This window comes from Methanothermobacter tenebrarum, from assembly GCF_023167465.1.
GTDB classification, from domain to species: domain Archaea; phylum Methanobacteriota; class Methanobacteria; order Methanobacteriales; family DSM-23052; genus Methanothermobacter_A; species Methanothermobacter_A tenebrarum.
Genome location: NZ_AP025698.1, coordinates 941,150 through 961,538 on the forward strand (window position 1 = coordinate 941,150; position 20,389 = coordinate 961,538).

A 20,389-nucleotide genomic window follows, 5' to 3' on the forward strand; every position below is an offset into this window, starting at 1 on the left:
GATCAAGACCCCATAGTAATAACCATTTTTTTGTGCGAAACAAAGGAGATCATGGAGGTGCGAATATTAAAGAATTCATTATAAAAACGCAAAAGGGCCTAGAAGGAATCGCAGCATCCTACCTGCAGGAAAAACTCGAAGACGCGGACATTTGGATAACACCAGAAGGCTACTCGGGTCTAATCATCCTAAAAACATCAGATGACAAGGCTGTGGAAAAACTCAGAAGCATCCCAGAAATAGAAAGAACAATCCCAATACACTACAAAACAAAATCCAGAATAGAGAAAATCCTAGAAAAGGCGGAGAAGATAGCAGAGCATATAAAAGAGGGTGAAACATTCGCAATTAAAACAAAAAGAAGAGGAAAACATAACTTCACAAGCCTCCAAATAAACAAGAAACTCGGAGAAAAAATACTACAACTAACAAACGCCACAGTAAACCTCAACCTCCCAGACAAGATAATAAAAGTCGAAATAATCGGAGAAAACACTTACATATCCATCAAAAAAGGCAAAAAATGGAAAAAATACACACCAGAAAAAGAAAACGCGAGAAAACTATTCCACAAAACAACAATAATACAAATGCCATACTGGGGCAAACCACAAATAGCCAAAAAATTCGGAGAAAAAATAGGAAGAGCAGCCCAAGCCTACGAAGTCAAAGAACTCATAATAGCCCCAAAAGAGAAAATGAACGCCGAAGAATTGGCAGAATTCATAAAAGGCGTGAAAAAAGGGCAAAAATCAAGATATATGATACAAAAGAAAGCATACCCATGGCCCACAAAAGAAGTCCCAATAAGCCTATGGGACCTCTACCAGGCAACAAGAGACAAAAAAAGGAAAAAAAGGACAATAATAATGACAGACCCCACCAGGAAGCCAATAAACACGATAAAAGAAAACCTGAAAAAAGACCTGAGAAAATCAAAAGAAATAATCATACTCATAGGATCAAGAGAAGGAATACCCAGAGGACTATTCAAATTCGCAGACTACATAATAGACCTCACACCATACATAACATTCGCCACAGAACACGCAATACCAGCAACACTCACAACACTCTACCAACTCTACCAAAAAAAAAAGGAAAGAAAAAATAGGATAAAAACTTAGACCCTACCACGGCCACCAAAGAAATATCCCACACCAACAAGAACCACGAGGACTAATACACCCACGATCGCATATACTGGCAAACCAGCGCTTGCACCAGACATTCCACCAACTTTACTCACTTCATAGGCTCTACCAGATGACCTTGGACCTGCACCCCCAGCCGCGGCAACTCCTTGGGCACTTCCAGCTCCTGAACCGGTTTGTCCACCTGCCCGTCCTTGACCACCAGTATAACCGGGACTCACACCAGGCTGTGATGCCGTCCCAGGACTTGGTTGTCCTGGGGTGCCCGGCACACCTGGTTGTCCGGGAATACCTGGGGATCCTGTAGGTGCAAAGGCACTGTTTTGTGTAGCACCATAAATTTTCGCTTTAACCTGACTTAAAAGGTTAGGATTCACATAACCCATAGCCCACTGTATCATAGCAATATTACCGCAGCTACAGTCACAACAAGAAACACCATACTCTGAAATCGTCGAAGCCCACATATTACTTATACTCCTAAGAGTATTCTCATCAACTTTCCAGTAACCCAAATAGATGAGGTTTAGCATGGTACCAGTAGCACTTATCATAGCATATGCTCTGTTACCAGTTGAAAGCCAGGCCGTAGTTCCAATACCATAACTGTCTTTGAGGTATACATTGTAGGTTGTCTGCCATAATGAATTGTAAAACTCCTGTGAGGAACCTACTGGACTAGTGTATGTGGAGCGTGTAATCGTCCATCCCACAAGGTTAGATATAAATTTCCTGCTGATGTATCTGCCAGTGGGGTCGCTTTGCATCATACCCTTGATCCATTCAGGGTTGAAATAACGGCTTGCAGCCTCTTGACTTATGAAATTTTCAATCGTCAAAGCCCGTGGGGTGGCCCTGTTCCCATAACTTAGAACATACATTGCTGGTGCGCGACCGTTCACTCTTTCTATGGCGAGTGAAAGTCCACCCCAGTAATCAAAGAAGTCGTCATTGTCCAGTACGCCGTAGAGGTTGGTGTTTCTGCTCGTGTATACTGCTCCGACACCTGTGAGCGCCCTCTTGAAGACTAGGGGATTGGATGCACCCCAATAATTACTTGAGTATATGTTGCCCATTCTGTTAAGGTAGAAGTCTGCAAGTTGCATTCTGTCCTCCCATGTCCAACTTAACTGTATGCTCTTGGATATTCCTGCCCCGTAATCGTTCTCTGGGGGAGCGAATATTCTTGAGATTGCATACTCTCCAGCGAGCTCTGGTGTCATGTTAAGTGACATGTAATATTCAAAGTCTTCAACCCAATGTTTAGCCACATAATTGTAATCTAATGGCTCGTCACCGATACCATAGAATCCAACTGGCCCCAGTACATAATCCAGTGCCTTTTCTATCTTGTCTCCGTATTTTTGTTTGAGCGTCTGATTATCCAGGATCGTATAGTAGGATCTTGCCAGGGCTATTCTGAACGCCTTATCTAGTAGTCCGGCTTGTCTGCTGTAAAGATCCCTGAATAGGCCTGTTGTTATAACTACCACGTCGATCCTTTTTTTCTCCCAACCCTCTGGACGTATTAGGTCTTTAAGTTCTACATATTTCGGCATCTCCTTGAGTTTAGCGCCTCCTACACCAGCACTTGGAGAATCTGACCAGTCAGGTTCCATTCCAAGCAATACTAGTACCATTGATACTAGCGCGGCGTCATCGCGTGCTGTTTCTGTGCAGAATATCCCAACAGCTATTTTCTCCACAGTATCATTGAGGTTTTGCAATGTTAATAATGCGAGGGTTTTACCATATTCAAATGAGCTCCTCGTGGGTATCTCCGCTGCTTGATCCTGGAAGAAATTCCTACCAGTTGGCAGGGCGTCAGGGTTGCTCACTGGATCGTTACCAGCCCCTGGTGGGATATAACCACAATTTAGAGCATCTAATAGAGCTTCTATTTCAGCATCTATACTCTCATACACCCTCGTCGCATACTCCTGGGCTAACTCTAACGCCCTTTTCAGTCCGGCTGTTGGTGTGCTAGTTAGATTATCGAGTGTAGCATTCAAGCCATTTGTGATAACACTTTTCACAATCTCAATACACTTTTCCTGCACTTGCCCCTTTTGTATGCTGGTAAGGTTCTCATAAGATTTTCTATAGAACAAGAGGGCTACTTCATCATATAATGTTGTCTCTTCTGTGGCAGAAACTTGGAATGGCACTGAAAGTATTGAGGAGACAAGCATCGCCACCTCATCTTCTGTCCAATTCTTGCCAATAGCATGTAAACCATAAGGATACAATGTATCCTGGATTTGTCCCAAGTAATCCTCTATTGTCTCAACCAGCTTATCCCCATCCAATTTGTTGAGTGACACCCCCATTGTCATTTCTATGAGTTGTGTGAGATTATTCTCCTCTATTGTTTTCCTTATATTAGTGATTATCTCCGCCTTTGTTGATTCATCAGCACCATCATATTGGCCTACAAGAGCTGCTAATCTGGCATACCCACCATATAATCCCGTGAATGTTAATGGTGGTGTTAAGTGGTCTATTATCACTGCTGATCCTCTCCTCTTAGCCTGGATACCCTCTGCGAGTCCATCGACTATATAATAATAGATTTGGGGAGTGGCGCCTGTAACAACCTCTGGGAAGTCATAGGATGCTAACAGAACCTCTTTGCCGGGGAGCCACTCATAGGTGGCGTGTCTTCCAAGATGGACCATCGCATCAGTATTCTCTTGTAAATAGGCGTAAACTGCAAGGTACTGGTGTGGCGGGGCAACCACCATACTATGATAGAGCTTGTTAACATCCCCTTCCCATCCACGCTGAGGCTCTGGGCAAATGAAAATGTTACCAAACCATATCCCAGGGATTACGAAATACTTTGTACCATTCTTTTCTACCGTCATTATATCGCCGGGTGGTTGACCCCAACCAGACAAGCCACTAATGTTAAGTGCAAAAAACTGCCTCTTATATTCTAAAAACTCATTATAGTATCTTAGATCACCTGATAGGATATAGTTCTTGAGCGAGGCCACTATCTTATCCAGTAGGGGTATAGCCATACTTGTCTTGTTTTCTGGCAACAATGATACTATCCCATTGTACCATGAGTCTATACGGTCTTCCATACCTGTTGTATAATCTAATTCTATTGCCCTTTTGCATAACTCTCCAATATATCCTACAGGTCCCTCAATGACCTGGATCCTTGTAAGCTCGTCAAGTTTGGAGAACCATTCCATGTACTTGTCCACTGGGTAAAGTATTGCACCGTTCTCTACGAGTTTTTCAAGTTCTCCAGGGGCCCATGGGGCTACATTGATAGCCTTTCCTAATATCATATTATGGAGTATTGTCGTATTAGCGGGTATGCCCTCTACAGTGTACCCCTTTTCTTTTAGGATGTTGAGGAGGTTATAGATGCTCGTTATAACATCAAGGTAACTTGAGCCGATATTGTCCTTCCCTGGCGGATAATTATAGTAGATTAATGCCACTTTCTTTTCATTATTTGGCAGCCTTTTCAGGTTAACCCAGCCCTTTATTGTGTCTGCAAGGTGCTCAATATTCGCCGGTATTATCTTATAGAGGCTATAGGATAATCCAGTGTCCGGGTCTGTGACGGGCTCCGAATTGGTGGCCACAATCGTCGGATCTATGATCCCCTGAGCTTCAGGAACTGCTATGTGCCACCATCTATCGCCTGTAAGCTGCCTTAATCCTAGTGTGCTGAGCTCCCATTGTTCTGCGAATAAATAATCAGAGTGCAAGGCCTTGAATACTGGGACATTTATAAGCTCAAAGAATCGTGTAGTGCCTGAGAAGTAGTCACCGCCCAGACCATAAGCTGGCATACTTATTATAGCATCAACATATACCTTATACTTTGATAGGTTTTCGAAGAAGCTTTCAACATCGGGGGCGTCCGTGAATGACTCCACCATGACCTTCAATTGTTCTGGAGTGGCCCCATATGCCACTACCGGTATTACGTTAAATCCCCTGGCCTCTAGTGCATCGATGAGCGCATAATATGGTTGTAGCTTCTGGCTGTCCACGTACAATTTGCTCTCGAGGAGTCCTATGCAACCCGTGGCGTTTGCCTTGAAATACTTATTAGCGTATTCTGCAAGGTTTTCGTACCATCCATGTCGATATATCCCGTAGGGTTTTTCGCCGCTGACCGCCCATGTTGGCGGCTTCCAGTAGCCAGTGTCCGGTACTCCTATCAGGTTGAGGGCCCAGACGATCTGGTTGACAAATGCGTTCTTATTATTGATGTCCTTGTAGACTACTGCCATATTATACTCTGATGGGAATATGCTGGTAACATTAGAGGATGAGGTGTAATTTAATACCTTCTCGAAGTTGGTGCCCTTTTTCGTGTTATGATAATAGTCGATCAAGAGCTCATCTGGGATGTTAGAGAGGATGTATTCTCCTTTAATGTTTAAATATTTCATCAGGCTTGTATACGCTGGATTATAGACTATTGCAGGTTCTAGTATTAGAAATATGCCACTTGTCTTGTTGGTTATATGCGGGTGTGTGGAGAGCAGCCTTTGTAGGCGCTGAGATGCGCTGTCACTAAGATATTCCCCGATGAATATGTCACAGGCTGATAGGAGTTGCAGTAGTTCGTCGTCTGACATTCGAGATAATTGTTCACAGCTTCTGATTTGTATCTGAACCTTTTCCCTTATAGGAGCATATCCAAGAACGTTGCTATCATGAGCCGCCTGGTTGATGACTATAGCTTGCCCCTCATCGCTTATAATGAAAACTAGGATATTACCGCTCTTTTTAACTGTACAGGATCTGGTGAAATTGTTGTTTGTCTCGTTGATTTCTTGTATTCTGTTTTCTGGGTCTATGATGAGTTGTAGTGTGTGGGCGCCTACCGTCGTCGGAGTCCAATTAAAACTTATAGTAGTTGTCTGCCCACTAGCAAGCACAGGAATAACACAACTATCAACTTTCACACCATTATCAAGGAAATCAACCCTAACCTGACTCGCATTTACTGGGCCGATATTTGATATCCGCGCAGTAAACGTGTATGTCTCATTAACTATAAAATCAGCAACTAAATCAACACCTTTACATATGAGGTCAGGAAATGGCTGATTAACCGTTAAGGACAATGTTATGTTATTGTTTGTCTCGTTGATTTCTTGTATTCTGTTTTCTGGGTCTATGATGAGTTGTAGTGTGTGGGCGCCTACCGTCGTCGGAGTCCAATTAAAACTTATAGTAGTTGTCTGCCCACTAGCAAGCACAGGAATAACACAACTATCAACTTTCACACCATTATCAAGGAAATCAACCCTAACCTGACTCGCATCCTGATTACCCACATTCCCAACAAGGGCGCTGATAGTATATGTTAAGCCTTTATAGAATGTCCCTTGAACCTGCGATTGTATCCAAAGGTCTGGTTTTGTAATGGCCGGTGGCTTATACTTAACTTCAAGTAACGCTAGGATTACCTTATAGTAAGATCCAGTACCGTCATAAGTTAGGATATTATCTCCGTTGGGATTGAATTGTCCAGTTACATTCCATCTGTTCAACCCACTATAAGTACCTGTTAACTGAAAACCTGACAGTCTCCTCCCATTAAATGTGTATTGAGCGTCTTGACTACTCCCATGGACCACAGTGACCATGGCATTCTCTATTTTTTCAGCTGCAATACTCGACCTGAAGATAGTCTCCCCAATATAATTTTCCCCAGTACTCTGCTGGTAGTAATAATTGTCCACATCCTGGCCCATGTTAACCCAGTAAGCGATAGTATCAGTGCTCCCCGGGATATCATAGGCTACTACTAGGGTTATGAGTTTTATACGACCATCTGTGGTGCAATTAAAGGTTGTTACATTAGCCCAGTTTCTAGTCCCGGTAATGTTAGTCACATCATACCATAGTAGATAGTCACTTGTAACCCTCACAATATGATCATTATATTGAAGATACTGAGGAGCTTCTTCATCTAAGAGGGGATAAGTGTACCATGAAGATAGGTGTGTGCTCTCTAGCAGATGACCATTATATGTGACGTTCACATTAAGAGGATAATTATTCTGCATATGACCCTGGTATACGAGTACGTAAAGTTGCGCCCATGAAACACTCGCATTATTGGGCAGATCCCTGAAAGTATATACTACACTAGAATTACCAAGATTATTTATGCTATAGTCTGCCGATCCGTTAGTGCCAAGATAGGTGTCAACATAGAGTCCCCCACTTACGGTTCCATTCTTGGTTGTGTTAAGTTTTAAGCCTCCACAGTATGGATCAGCATAGGATGAAGAAATTAATGCGAATATGGCCACTGTTAGGATGATGACACCCAACAGTTTCTGAAATTTTTCCATATCTCCTCCCCCATCAAATTTCCTTTTTCATATTCCATCATAGGAGCCCAAAATAAAATAAAAAATTTGGGAAATTAGATTCTGACGTAATTGGGTAGTCTGTTGTTTGTTCCGTAGAATGCTATGATCTTGGAGTACATGTAGACCAGGCGCTGGAATGGTATCCTGCCAAGACTTGTACTAGCATAATTGGGTGCTCGACCATACCTTCCAATGAACGTCATGATATTCCCAGCAACTCGCAGATACTCTGACTTGTAAAGCCTGCCATGCCTATAACTTCCACCGGGTGATGGTGGAGGTGCAACACTCCTAGGATTGATTGGAGCCAAATTACCAGCATTTATATTGACCGTGGCACTTGTAAGCAAGTAGAGTAACTGTGCCATAGTATACTTCTGTCCTGCGATTGTCACAGAACTTGGCAGCCTACCATAACGCTCATAATATGATTTTATGGTATTAGCAGCCACTGCAAGATCAACTATCCTAACACCAGCACTTGATACGATTCTGACGTAATTGGGTAGTCTGTTGTTTGTTCCGTAGAATGCTATGATCTTGGAGTACATGTAGACCAGGCGCTGGAATGGTATCCTGCCAAGACTTGTACTAGCATAATTGGGTGCTCGACCATACCTTCCAATGAACGTCATGATATTCCCAGCAACTCGCAGATACTCTGACTTGTAAAGCCTGCCATGCCTATAACTTCCACCGGGTGATGGTGGAGGTGCAACACTCCTAGGATTGATTGGAGCCAAATTACCAGCATTTATATTGACCGTGGCACTTGTAAGCAAGTAGAGTAACTGTGCCATAGTATACTTCTGTCCTGCGATTGTCACAGAACTTGGCAGCCTACCATAACGCTCATAATATGATTTTATGGTATTAGCAGCCACTGCAAGATCAACTATCCTAACACCAGCACTTGATACAGTTACAGTCACTGGTTCAAGATTGTCTATCGTTACATTGTATACTCCGGCTTGTAGTGTCCTTGTGAATGTTACCGGTACTGTTTCTCCTGCCTGGACCGTTACTGTCCTAGTCTCAACCACAGTATCGTTGACCTTCAAGTTTGCAGTGTAGTCCCCTGGAACCTCACCAGTATTAGTGAGGTTAGCAGTGACTGTTATGTTAAGTGGTGCCACTCCACTTGTTGGGGACACTGTAAGGTTACTCACTGTTATATTAGCGGGTTTCAGGACATTTACAGTCACTGGTGGTAGATCGTCTATCGTTACATTGTATACTCCGGCTTGTAGTGTCCTTGTGAATGTTACCGGTACTGTTTCTCCTGCCTGGACCGTTACTGTCCTAGTCTCAACCACAGTATCGTTGACCTTCAAGTTTGCAGTGTAGTCCCCTGGAACCTCACCAGTATTAGTGAGGTTAGCAGTGACTGTTATGTTAAGTGGTGCCACTCCACTTGTTGGGGACACTGTAAGGTTACTCACTGTTATATTAGCGGGTTTCAGGACATTTACAGTCACTGGTGGTAGATCGTCTATCGTTACATTGTATACTCCGGCTTGTAGTGTCCTTGTGAATGTTACCGGTACTGTTTCTCCTGCCTGGACCGTTACTGTCCTAGTCTCAACCACAGTATCGTTGACCTTCAAGTTTGCAGTGTAGTCCCCTGGAACCTCACCAGTATTAGTGAGGTTAGCAGTGACTGTTATGTTAAGTGGTGCGACTCCACTTGTTGGGGACACTGTAAGGTTACTCACTGTTATATTAGCAGCCTTGTATTCTGTGATTAGTATTGCCTGGTATGCTACCATGTTGTCTCCGTTGCTTCCGTTGTTATAGCTCTGGAAGGCTAGTATGTTTGTGCCGTTGGTTAGTGCTTCTGTTACGTTGTATATGCTGAAGCCCATCTGTGTTGTGGCATTGTAGGCTGTCCAGAATCCAGGGTATTCCTGGTTGTTAACGTAAAATTTGCTCTTGTTAGCTTCGTTGGCTGATGCTAGTACTGCTATTATCATGGCATTGCTGGTTTTCTGGACATTATTGAATACAGCGTATGCTGTTGCTTCTGTATCATTTACACCATAATCTGGGCGACTGTATAGCATGTCTGCTTCCTGGTTGATCCATATCCTCTTGTAGGTTTCGTTGCTATCCTCGTAGATTATGATGATGTAGGAGCCATAAAGTGCTAGATTACTGGGTCCCCTTGTAAGGACTAGTGTGTTATCCTGGTTTTTCTGGAATTTGTCGGTTATATTGTAGACAACGAGCCCGGAAGGATAATTACTTGTTCCGTATCCTTTTGTGTCATTGTAGTGTGCGATTGGATTTATTGTTTCCCCATTAAATGTTGCGTTGAAGTCGATTGTACCGTTATTCCAAGTGTATGGCTGGTAGAGGAATGCTGCTTTTATGTTGGCATTTTCCGGCACAGGTAGGTCTGTAGGTGTCCAAGTGACGGTATAGGTTGTCCATCCACTACTCTGGTAGGTGGCATTGCCATGGGAGTAAATCAGGTTTATGTTTCCTTCGAATTCTAGCACTGTGATGATGTCACTACCATTGGTGTACCTTTTACCCTTGTATCCGTTGTAGTAGACCGTAGCTGTTGTCTCGTGACTGTTGTTGGTTTCATCGCTTTCTTCAACTTCATTGTCGCTATCCACTATGACTGTGATGTTCACGGGTTCTGCTATTGTTGGTGTGAAATCATCGAATGTCACATTGGTAGTTGAGTTTGCAGGTAAGCCCGTTATGGTCTTTGTCCTGGTGTAATCGCCTATTGTAAGTTTCACTTTGAATTGGCCTGCGTCTAGGTTTCCTTCGTTACTTATGGTTATGTTGATCATGTTGGGTTCGTTGGCGAATAATTCACGGTGCCCGGCCGCATTACCTGGATTATATGTAATGTTAGTGATTTTAAGGTCTCGTAGGAATGTTAGGGTCATGTTTTGGATATTGTTGGTGATGTTAGCATCTCTTATACTTGTATCTCCAAGGTGGTGTGTTGTATCATTGTATAGGATGGTTATGTTAAGCTGGTGGCTTCCCAGTGTGATGGTGATTTCCTGTGTTATTGTTTGTGATCCTCCAGGTGCTAATGGTCCTATCAGGTGCGTGGATTCCTGGGTATCATAGAATATTTTGACTGGGAAGCTTGCATTGGGGCTTATACGTGTGAGGTCTGCCTTTCCATTATTCTTAACCCTCACTTGTATAGTGTTAGTTGTTATTGTGACATTTTCGATCATGAGGTCAACAATTAATGGTTTCTGGTCCTGCTGGTATGGTATGTCTCCTATACCATCCCCGTTGTTGTCGTCTCCTGTGTAATCTGACCAGTAATTACCAGCCTCTGTCGTGTTCCAATTGTTATTACTTGGATCTCCTTCGGTCTGGTTTGTATTATTGATGAAGTAGTTATTGTATAGGAGGTTCCCTGTACTGGCCCCTATACCAGAGCCTGTCAATCGAATACCTTTCGTGTTTTCTCTGATGATGTTGTCATGGATTGTATGATTACCTCCACCTACTATGTAGATTCCATAGTTGCATCCTGTGACGTTGTTCCATGTTATTGTACAGTTCCTGGCATTGTATGGCCATATTCCATAATTGCAGTCTGTTACTATGTTGTTTTGTACTGTGTCACTGTTTAGTGGCACGATTCCATATCCCTGTTTGTTTGTCCCTATCAGGGTGTTGTTTATTATTGTATTGTTTCCTCCAGTTTCGGTGCGGATACCGCTTTTATCTGCAACATAGACTGTGTTATTGGCTATGAGATTGTTGCTACCCCCGATATATATAACTGACCTGGCTGAGCCCGGGTTTATTATATTATCTGTTACGATGTTGTTGCTACCTATTTGTAGCCCGCCACTTGTGATGTTATTGTACGCTATTGTGTTGTTACCATCCCCATATGCTATTATACCATAAAGACTGGCTTGCACGTTATTGTATCTTATTATACTATTGGTTATCCCATCATTGCAGTATATGCCAGAATGGCCGCAGTTTCCTATAGTATTATTTTCTATCGTATTCTCAGTGGTTGGCTGTCGGAAGATGATAGCTACACTGTCAATATCTGTTATCGTGCTATCCTTGATCGTTATCATGCTAGAATTGAAGATGTCTACTCCGAACCTGTTCTGGGTTAGAGTTACGTTTTCAATAATCGAGTTGGTTGTATTGACCAGTAGTATCCCCTGCTGTGAATTTGAGATGCTAATATCCTTTATTGTGATGTTCGTAGCGTTCACTAGTCCAATGAATCCCACATCACCTGTGAAGGTCATATCCTGGACGTTCATCAGGTAGTATATTGGTTTCCCATTGACGCTGTTGCTTGTGTCAATGTCATGAACAAATTTAGTGAATACCCCCAGGTTGCGCGTATTATTTATGATACTATTGTTACGGAGCATGCAAGCCTCTGAATTCACGAGTCTAATTCCATAATAGTTGTTGATAACAGTGTTGTTGATTAATGTGCAGCGGTCATATCCATCGACTAGTATCCCTGCAGCGCCAGAACCTGTGGCTCCTTGTATAATGAAGCCCTCGACGCATGTGTCATTCGCATTTACTTTGATAACGTTACTGCCTGTATTGCTTGCAATGAGGTTAACGACCCCATTGGCTTTTAATGTTAAAGATTTCGTCAGGCCTATGTTTTCTGTGTAGTTGCCCTCGCCTACGAGTATAATGTGACCATTCTGTGTTTCATTGTCATTTATAGCATCCTGGATCCTATCAAATGTCCTATTAGTTTGCAGGTTCAGGACCCTTGCAACTGTTATGTAGCTTGTTAGTGTGTCCTCTCCTCCAGGACCCTTCACCGTGAGAGTTACAGTATACTCCCCGGGTTGTGTGTAAATGTGGGTTGGGTTCTGCTCGGTACTGTTAGTTCCGTCACCAAAATCCCAAAGCCATTCAGTGGCCCCAGTTGACAAGTCCTGGAATTGAACAGTTAATGGTACAACTCCAATCGTTGGACTGGCCGTGAAATTAGCCTTTATCTCCATTTCATATTCTACCAGTAGTATCTGGAGGATTGCCCCCATGCCACCGGAATCTGTTCCTTGTATAGCTGCTGTGTTGTTTTCTGGTCGGAGTCTTCCCGTAACATTGAAAACCTCTGGATATGATGTCTGGGAGTTCCCTTGCCATACCCCTGATGCTAGTAGTTGGTCATTAAAGTATACGTTTCCCTCGTTTGGACCCGCGTGGGTTGCCCAGGCATAATAGGTGGCATTCTTAACCTTGTTGGTGTCGATGGTGCCGTTGAAGTTGATGTATGCTATTGTTTCATCAGGACTTGTCCCATATGTTGAACCTAACAGTAGGATGTCGTATTCTTCTGCTAGGAATATTTGTCTCCTTGATCCCGTGTCATTGTAGATTACTAGGAGTGTGAACGGGTACATGCTGAGTGTGTGGGTCTGCATTGATGCCGGGACTGATAATGTTACGTTCACCACATTCTCCTGGTTTGGTTTGTAATATTCTGTGACATCATAGACTAACAGACCATATTTGTAATTAGCGTAGCCTCCGAAGTTTGACTGGTCCCAGTACCATCTTGTGTAGTTTCCTGGTTGGAATATGGCGTCGTTAAATTGTATTGTGAGGTATGTTGTCGCGGCACCCTCCCATGGTAGTGTGCCCTTGTTATCCCAGTTATATGGTGCATACAAGTATGCTTTAACTGGAATGGCACCGTCTGGTATGCTTGGTTGCGTGCCATTAAAGATTACCGTGTAATTTGACCATCCACTTGTTCCACTTGCATAGGTTGTGGCCGGCTGCGCATAATATGCCATGCCATACTGACCATCATAGACCTCCACTGTGTTAATGTCTGAGCCATTATAGGCCCACCTTTTCCCTTTGTATCCATTGTATAATATTAGGGCGTTTATTGTTCGTTCATTGTTCGCCTCATTAGTCTCTGGGATTTCATTGTATGGGTCTATGACAACCCTGTAAGTCAAGTTCTGATTATTGTTACCATAGAGCGTCTCTGGAGTGGCGGGTCTAATCGTAGGATCCGTTATATTACAATTTACTTGGCCATTGGGTCCTATGGATGGTATGGTTGCAGTTGCAACTAACACGTCATTGGCATAAAGGGCTAGTGTTGCTGGTGGTGATGTTCCCGTGCCATTGTTTCTGATTGTGCATTGTATTGTATTGTTCTCTAATACAAATGCTGCTCCACCTTGGAGACTTGCTATTTGGAACCTTAAATCTATGTTTGGTGTGTAGGTTACTTTCTGGATTGCTAGGATGATTTTGTAGTAGCCTGATAGTCCTGTGCCTGGACTTTTATGATATGTGAAAGTGTTTGTCTGGTTAACATTGTAGTATCCTGTGATGTTCCATATTTCATATCCACTGTAGCTTCCCCGTCTTTCGTATGTGCCATTTGGCAGATTATTGCCATTGTAGGTGTAGATTCCATCAACGCTTGCTGCATGGACTATCATCAGGGTTGCATCTTTGACTGTGCCTGGTACGGTTCCTGTGAAGTTTGTCTCTCCAGTGTAATCTTCGTCATTGTAGCTGCTTACGTCGTGTCCAAAGTTGACCCAGTATCTTGTCCCTGTTGTGCTGTCTGGTAGGTTGTAGGCTACTACTAGGGTTATGAGTTTTATGCGGCCGTCGTAGGATCCTGTGGTGCACACGTTAGCCCAGTTATCCCCCTTTTGTGTCTGGTTCGTCACATCATACCATAGGAGGTAGTCGCTTGTCACGCGCATCGTATGATCATTAACCATCAGATAAGGGTCGTTTTCATGTCCGGGGCCTAGGATAGCTGTGTTATTATTCCCGCCTTCGGTGGGGTAGTTGTATCTGGTGTATAGTGATTGGTTGTCTAGTAGTTGTCCGTTGTAGGTTACGTTGATGTATGTTTGTCTTGGTTCCTGCATGTGTCCTGAATAGACTAGTACGTATAGTGTCGCGTTTTTGATGGTGGCCTGGTCTGGTATTGTATAGTTGAATGTGTATGTGACATTTTTGGGGTCGGTTGCATTGAAGCCGTAGTAGGAGTCTACTGCAACGTCTCCGGTTACGTTGCCTTCTTGGACGGTTTCTAGGGGTTTGCCACCCACGTAATTGTCCGCATAAGCAGATCCCGTGAGTGTGACTGTTAGCACTACCATGAGGGCTATGAATAATATTTGTTCATTTTTCAGTTTTTTCACCCCCTTCATTTTTTCACGTTTTAATGTCTATAGAGGTTTTATATATACCTTACCAAAATAGTATTACTAGTTTTGGGATGATATAAAAATAGCGTATTAAATAAAGTGTGGATATTACTAATATTTGGTGAAAATAAAAGGGGGGTATTAAATAGTTTGTGGGGAACCCCCAACACATTCTCAAAAAAAACCCGATATCAAAATAAGGGACGCCCAGGACAACTAAACCCAAAAAAATAGAAGGTAGGGGGATCAAATAGAATCTTTGGGGATGTAACTACCATATATTCTAATTTTTTCCTTGCACCATGGACATTTACTATCCTCAATCCCATAATCAAGGATCCTATAAGAAAACCGTCTTATTAAAAGCCTCCCACACCCTGGACAATAAGTATTCTCATATTTATGACCCGGCACATTACCAATATAAACATACTTCACACCCTCCCTTTTAGCCTTCTCCACAAACTTTTCAAGTATTTCTATACTAGTTGCCGGGTTTGTGAACTTATATCTCGGATAATACCTTGTAAAGTGTAACGGCGTGTCTTCACCCGCAAACTTCAAATGATTTTCTATTATCCAATCCACATCGTCTTCATTCACCCCAGTGACGACAAGATTAACAACCTCAACATGAACCCCACTATCCAAGGCTATTTTAATGTTTCTCCAAATCTTGTATACGTCTATCCCGTCACAGTATCTTTTATAGGTGGCCTCCCCACCCTTTATGTCTATGTTTAATCCTGTGAGGCCAGCCTCTATCAAAGCATATAACGCCTCCTTTGTCATATAACCATTGGAGACATAACATCCATAGAGTCCATATTCCCTTCCAAGTTTGAAAAGGTCAATGGCATACTCCGTTAATAGTGTCGGTTCCTGGAAGCTAAGGCACAAACCATTATCAAGATTCTTTAGGGTCCTTTCTATAACAGCCTCTGGGGGCGTGTATGGGACTCCTAGTGGCAGGTTCCTTGAAAGTTGATAATTTTGGCACCATGGACATGAAAAATTGCAAGAATAAGTTGCTATTGTAAGGGAAGTTGACCCTGGCCAGTAATGGTAGAATGGTTTTATTTCTATTGGCCTGCTTTCCATTGCACTTAGCCTTCCATAGGTTAGTGTGTATAATTTGCCGTTTTTGTTAAATCTTACCCTGCAAATTCCTTGTTCTCCATTTGAGAGTTTGCATCTTCTTTCACAGAGTGTGCATTGGATCTTCTCGTTGATATTCTTGTAGAATGGACTGGTCTTCATCCAAGATTATTATATCTTGTCCTCCCCTTTTATAATGTGTGGGGGGGCGACGCCCCACACATTGGAGGGGGGGTGGTACATGTTAGGAGGGAAAAAATGGCAATTTTCTCAATTTTATCATAATATTTTATCAGTTCATATTACAAATAGTGGCTTATCTGATATTATATTTAAGATTTTCTATTTTAGTTTTATTAATTAGTTTGGGGGAGGGAGTGAGGGGACTATTGGGGGGATATCATCGAGCGAAAGGGATTGTTATACCACCATTTTTTTGGAGTGTCCCCTCAGATTGTATTGGCCCTAGTAGGGGAGGGAGTCCTCACCCTACTATAGTATCTCTTCATATAAATACATTACTACTAGAAAGTATTATTTTATGTATTAGTCCCAATGTTAATGGGATTCATCCATAACCCTGTGGGATGGGTAGGGTTTGGGACAACCCGAATTCACCCCCTGGAGATAAAACCTCTACTCAGCATCCCTGCTTTAGCTGGGCAAGTCTCGTCGTTGAAGCAGGAAGCCCCCCCATCATGGGGGTAATCCACAAACTTGAAGGAGGTGAAAAAGTCCACCTCTTCCAATTCCTGTGGATAAGATCCAAAAAAAAAGGTGATGAAGTTTTTCTATTGATAAGAGCTTTATCAGACCCTTTTTTCAAGCCCATAATCCTTTAGGTTGCCCCTCCTGTTCCAGGTTTGAGGCCGGCGCTTTTCATGGCCTCTTGTAGGTTGACTTGCATTTCCTGCAATTTTTTCATAACCCTCTCTTCTTGTCTTTGTATGGTTTTTTCCCGCAATTTTAGGGTTTCAAGTTTGTCTGATAATTCTTCTTCTATTTCATCCTTTTTTGCCTTTATAAGGAGGTTGCCGGCTGACTTGTACACGTCGGCGTCTTCTTCAGCCTTTGAAAGTTCTTCTAGTGCTCTTTGGGTTTCCTGGATTTGTCTTTCTACTGTCTGTTTTTGTAGTGATATTGCCTGTGCTTGTTGCTGTAATTGTTGGAATTGGGCTAGTTGGTGTTGGATGTTTTTTGGAAGTTCCATAACCTATCACCTTTTTCGAGTTTTATTATATCATATGCAAGTTTTATCCATCTAAGGGTTGAGTTCATAGCAGCTCTAAATGCTGTTGAATCCCTTGATTCTATCTTTAAGAGTATCGTCTTATCTTCTAGTTTTATTTTCATTTTTGACCTGGTTGATGGTGAATTTTCTATTTCTGGTTTTATAGCCTCCCATATTATATGGGCGGTTTTCTCATCTTCTAGTTGTATCTGGAATTCTCCTTGGATTTGTTGGAGTTTCACTTTTCATCCTCTAGATGGATTTTCTTTATGAATATTTTAAATCCTGTTGGTTTTTTTCCATGGTATAATTCTAATATCATAGTATATTTGCCATGGGCGGGCTTCAAAAGCCAGAAATCACCCCCAGCACCCTCCTCAAATGGTATCAAATCCTTTAATAGTCTTATATCCCCTATTCTGCCTTTTATTTTCTTTGTTGGTCTTGTTTCAAGGCTTTTGGGGATTGCGGTGCTTATTGTTATGTATCCTATCTGTTGTCCCATTGTATTGTAGAATGTTATTCTGCTGGGGTTTCCATGTTTTTCGAAGACGATAGCAATTGTGGATTCATCGTATTCTCTCGCCTTTTCTAGGATTTCTCGGATGTTCATTTTCCCCCTGTTTATATAGGGGCATCCCATGGCCTTCTTGAGTTTTTGGCAGAATGATCTTGTCCGCTGTGAGGGTTTCCTGGAGGTTGTCAGTAACATTTATCTTGCTTTTATTGTCCTTTTAACTGGTGGCACTTCTTTGAATAGTATCCTGTAACGGCATTTTGAGCATTTGTTTTCCATATATTTTTTCAGGTCGATTTGGGCTCCGCATTTTGCGCATCTGTACAAGTTTATTGGCCTCCTGTTATCCTTTTTATGTGGCGTGTTGCGGTTTTGCCCATGGCGTGGAGGGTAAGTATGCTCCTCCTGTGAATGTTGCCCCGCATTTTCTACATTTCCATATGCCTGTGCTTATTCTTTTGACTCCGGGCCTGTCGCAGTAGGGGCAGTTGTGTTTCTTTTTCATTTGTTCTTCTATTTTCTTCACAACTCTTTTGGCTTTTCTACCGTAGCGTGGTCCGAATCTTCCTGTGATACCTACTTTTTTGGTTCTTGCCATCTTGGATCACCTTGTTTGTGGTATGTTTTTGTCTAGTTCTTCTATGAGTTGGGGTATTTTCTCCTTTGTAATGTTTATGGCTTTTAGGATGTCCTCTTTGGTTAGGGGTCCTTCTCCCCCTTTTTGCATGGCGCAGATTGTCCCGTCTGATCGCATTCCTATTGATAGTCTTGCTGTGAGTATTTCCTCCTCATCTAGTGATGGGTCGAGTATCATCTGGTCTCCTATTTTTGCGAATGTGCACATTAGCGTCGTGTCCTCGAGGGGTAGTGGTTGTGGGTTATCATAGTCTAATATTATCTCCTCTTCTTCTATTTTTGCTGTGGGGAGTTTCGTGTCTCTTAGGGCTGCTACTGTTGCTAGTACTGCTGCGTCGAATAGGTTTCCGTCATAGTCTATGATGTGCAGGTCTATGAATAGTAGCCATACGCTGCTGCCTTCTACTAGGCATAGTTTTTCCAGGTTGAGCATGTTGCTTTCTCTTATGCAACGGTCCACGACCCTTGAGAGTTCGATTGATCTTTCGTCTGGTGGTCCTGGTTCGAATGTTGGTGATGCCATTGGCAGTAGCTCAGAATTTGTTATGATGATACCCGTTCCTGGGGTGTCTGGGAATGGTTCTCCGATTTGGGGTTTTATGCCTACGATTAACTGGGTGTTGCCGAGTTTTACTCTCGCCGAACCTTCCGCTTTTCTTATCACTCCCGTTTCTATGAATATTTCCCTGAATTCGTCTAATGCTCTCCCATCAGCTCTTTCTTTTTTGTTTATGAGGTTGATTATATTCTCGCGGATGATCTCGGGTACTATGTCCATTTTATTCACCATATTTCCTTTTTAGGGCTTCTTTTTGTATCTTGTTTATTTTTAGGCATCCTTTTATGGCCAGGTCCAGTGCTTCTTCGAATTCTTCCTGTGTGAGGTTGCCGTCGCTTTGTAGTAGTGTTATTTCCTTGTTGCGTGGTAGGATGGCGACTGGTATGTCTGCTTCTCCACGCTTATCCTCTTCCTCTGATAGGTCCAGGACTATTCTACCGTTCACTTTACCCGCTGCACAGGCGACCACCATGTCCTTCATTGGCATCCCAGCGTCTGCGAGGGCTACTGATGCTGCTGTTATACCCGCGCATCTTGTACCCCCCTCTGCTTCCAGCACTTCTATGAAAACGTCTATAACTGATCTTGGGAATTTTTCCAGGATTAGGGCTGGTCTTAGGGCTTCTGCTGTTATCTTGGATATCTCAACTGATCTTCTGTCTGGTCCTGGTCTTTTTCTTTCCTCTACTGAGAATGGTGCCATGTTGTATCTGCATCTTATAACCGCCCTGTCTGGTCTTTGTAATCTTTTTATCTGAGCCTCCCTGGGACCGTATACTGCTACCAGTATCTTGTTACCACCCAATTCCAGGTATGATGATCCGTCAGCTCTCTCAAGTATTCCTGCTTCGATTTTTAATGGTCGGATCTCGTCTGGTGCCCTTCCATCTTCTCTCGCGGCCTCTGAGACCCTTTTGAATTCATCTGGTGTGATGATAATAATCACCCCTTAACCTTCTCATTTTTTATAAGTTCTATGAGGGTGTCTCTTACCCTATCAGTGAGCCCGGAAGTGTGGGCTTCCCTGTCAATCATTAATATGACCTTACGGGCCACTTTCTCCATTTCAGGGTCTCCTTTCACCCATACGACCCCGTTTTGTCCCACTACGATATCGCAGCGTGTTTTCTCCTTTATCATGTTTATCATGGACCCTCTTTTACCGATTAGACGGGGGACCTTGCTAGGTGTTATATAGACGAGGACTCCTCCCTTGAATTTTCCAAGTCCTCTTCCCTTCAAGCCTAGTTTAACCTTTTTAACCTCGTCAACATCAACCACCTTTAAGAGGAGAACATCGCCAATATTGAATATGTTCTCAAGGCCCCTTTTCTCTTTTCCAAAAACTTCTGAGGCTGGTAGGAAACCTGAATATGGGGAGTTTATGTCTAATCCCCACATTGAGAATCTTATATCTGTTATTTCACCTATTACAACATCTCCCCTCTTTGGAATATATTTACTTACTAGGGGTATGACGCTTATCTGTTTGTTCCTTATGGATACCAGGCCCACATGGGATGAACATATCTTATTATTCTCCTTGAATGTTCCTCTGCCAGGATAATAGTCGTTCTCTGCCAGCACTTCACCTGGCACTACTATGTCTTTATCCTTTACTAGTATCAAATAGTCATGCCTCCAT

Annotated in this window: 12 protein-coding genes; 1 reads left to right on the forward strand and 11 read right to left on the reverse strand. The window is 42.8% G+C overall.

What is annotated here, in order from left to right:
- Positions 1-32 precede the first annotated feature (32 nt).
- Positions 33-1,127 carry an SPOUT family RNA methylase gene (locus MTTB_RS05245; RefSeq protein WP_248563988.1) on the forward strand — a complete coding sequence of 365 codons (1,095 nt, stop codon included), beginning with the start codon at positions 33-35 and terminating at the stop codon, positions 1,125-1,127.
- On the opposite strand, the gene MTTB_RS05250 is transcribed toward MTTB_RS05245, so the two are convergent.
- From MTTB_RS05250 to rrp4, 11 genes are all read right to left on the reverse strand, one after another.
- Positions 1,124-7,501 (reverse strand): cobaltochelatase subunit CobN, encoded by a 6,378-nt coding sequence (locus MTTB_RS05250; RefSeq protein WP_248563989.1) that lies wholly within the window; start codon positions 7,499-7,501, stop codon positions 1,124-1,126. The genes MTTB_RS05245 and MTTB_RS05250 overlap by 4 nt on opposite strands.
- Before the next feature lie 74 nt (positions 7,502-7,575).
- Positions 7,576-14,706 carry a DUF3344 domain-containing protein gene (locus MTTB_RS05255; RefSeq protein WP_282570342.1) on the reverse strand — a complete coding sequence of 2,377 codons (7,131 nt, stop codon included), beginning with the start codon at positions 14,704-14,706 and terminating at the stop codon, positions 7,576-7,578.
- Between the two features lie 243 nt (positions 14,707-14,949).
- Positions 14,950-15,963: a radical SAM protein gene (locus tag MTTB_RS05270; protein WP_248563990.1), complete on the reverse strand. Its 1,014-nt coding sequence runs from the start codon at positions 15,961-15,963 to the stop codon at positions 14,950-14,952.
- 676 nt (positions 15,964-16,639) lie between these two features.
- On the reverse strand, positions 16,640-17,011 hold the full coding sequence (locus MTTB_RS05275; RefSeq protein WP_248563991.1) for a prefoldin subunit beta: 372 nt from the start codon (positions 17,009-17,011) through the stop codon (positions 16,640-16,642).
- Entirely contained in the window at positions 16,978-17,274 is a 297-nt protein-coding gene (locus MTTB_RS05280; protein ID WP_248563992.1) for a KEOPS complex subunit Pcc1, read from the reverse strand. Before MTTB_RS05280 ends, MTTB_RS05275 begins: the two co-directional genes overlap by 34 nt.
- Positions 17,271-17,744: a ribosomal biosynthesis protein gene (locus MTTB_RS05285; RefSeq protein WP_248563993.1), complete on the reverse strand. Its 474-nt coding sequence runs from the start codon at positions 17,742-17,744 to the stop codon at positions 17,271-17,273. Before MTTB_RS05285 ends, MTTB_RS05280 begins: the two co-directional genes overlap by 4 nt.
- Complete coding sequence (locus MTTB_RS05290) at positions 17,745-17,876, reverse strand: Rpo12/RPC10 RNA polymerase subunit family protein (RefSeq protein ID WP_248563994.1); 132 nt, start codon at positions 17,874-17,876, stop codon at positions 17,745-17,747. It lies immediately after the preceding gene.
- A gap of 25 nt (positions 17,877-17,901) precedes the next feature.
- A complete protein-coding gene (gene rpl37A, locus MTTB_RS05295; protein ID WP_248563995.1) occupies positions 17,902-18,147 on the reverse strand; it encodes a 50S ribosomal protein L37Ae in 246 nt (81 codons plus the stop codon).
- Between the two features lie 6 nt (positions 18,148-18,153).
- Entirely contained in the window at positions 18,154-18,963 is an 810-nt protein-coding gene (rrp42, locus tag MTTB_RS05300) for an exosome complex protein Rrp42 (protein ID WP_248563996.1), read from the reverse strand.
- A gap of 1 nt (position 18,964) precedes the next feature.
- Positions 18,965-19,690: an exosome complex exonuclease Rrp41 gene (rrp41, locus tag MTTB_RS05305; RefSeq protein WP_248563997.1), complete on the reverse strand. Its 726-nt coding sequence runs from the start codon at positions 19,688-19,690 to the stop codon at positions 18,965-18,967.
- A complete protein-coding gene (rrp4, locus tag MTTB_RS05310; protein ID WP_248563998.1) occupies positions 19,687-20,373 on the reverse strand; it encodes an exosome complex RNA-binding protein Rrp4 in 687 nt (228 codons plus the stop codon). Before rrp4 ends, rrp41 begins: the two co-directional genes overlap by 4 nt.
- Between the last annotated feature and the right edge of the window lie 16 nt (positions 20,374-20,389).

What these genes read in the sequence shown, in the direction of transcription:
- MTTB_RS05285 (WP_248563993.1), bottom strand. Translation starts at nt 17,744, where the DNA reads ATGTTACTGACAACCTCCAGGAAACCCTCACAGCGGACAAGATCATTC.
- MTTB_RS05250 (WP_248563989.1), bottom strand. Translation starts at nt 7,501, where the DNA reads ATGGAAAAATTTCAGAAACTGTTGGGTGTCATCATCCTAACAGTGGCC.
- rpl37A (WP_248563995.1), bottom strand. Translation starts at nt 18,147, where the DNA reads ATGGCAAGAACCAAAAAAGTAGGTATCACAGGAAGATTCGGACCACGC.
- MTTB_RS05270 (WP_248563990.1), bottom strand. Translation starts at nt 15,963, where the DNA reads ATGAAGACCAGTCCATTCTACAAGAATATCAACGAGAAGATCCAATGC.
- rrp42 (WP_248563996.1), bottom strand. Translation starts at nt 18,963, where the DNA reads ATGGACATAGTACCCGAGATCATCCGCGAGAATATAATCAACCTCATA.
- MTTB_RS05255 (WP_282570342.1), bottom strand. Translation starts at nt 14,706, where the DNA reads ATGAAGGGGGTGAAAAAACTGAAAAATGAACAAATATTATTCATAGCC.
- MTTB_RS05275 (WP_248563991.1), bottom strand. Translation starts at nt 17,011, where the DNA reads ATGGAACTTCCAAAAAACATCCAACACCAACTAGCCCAATTCCAACAA.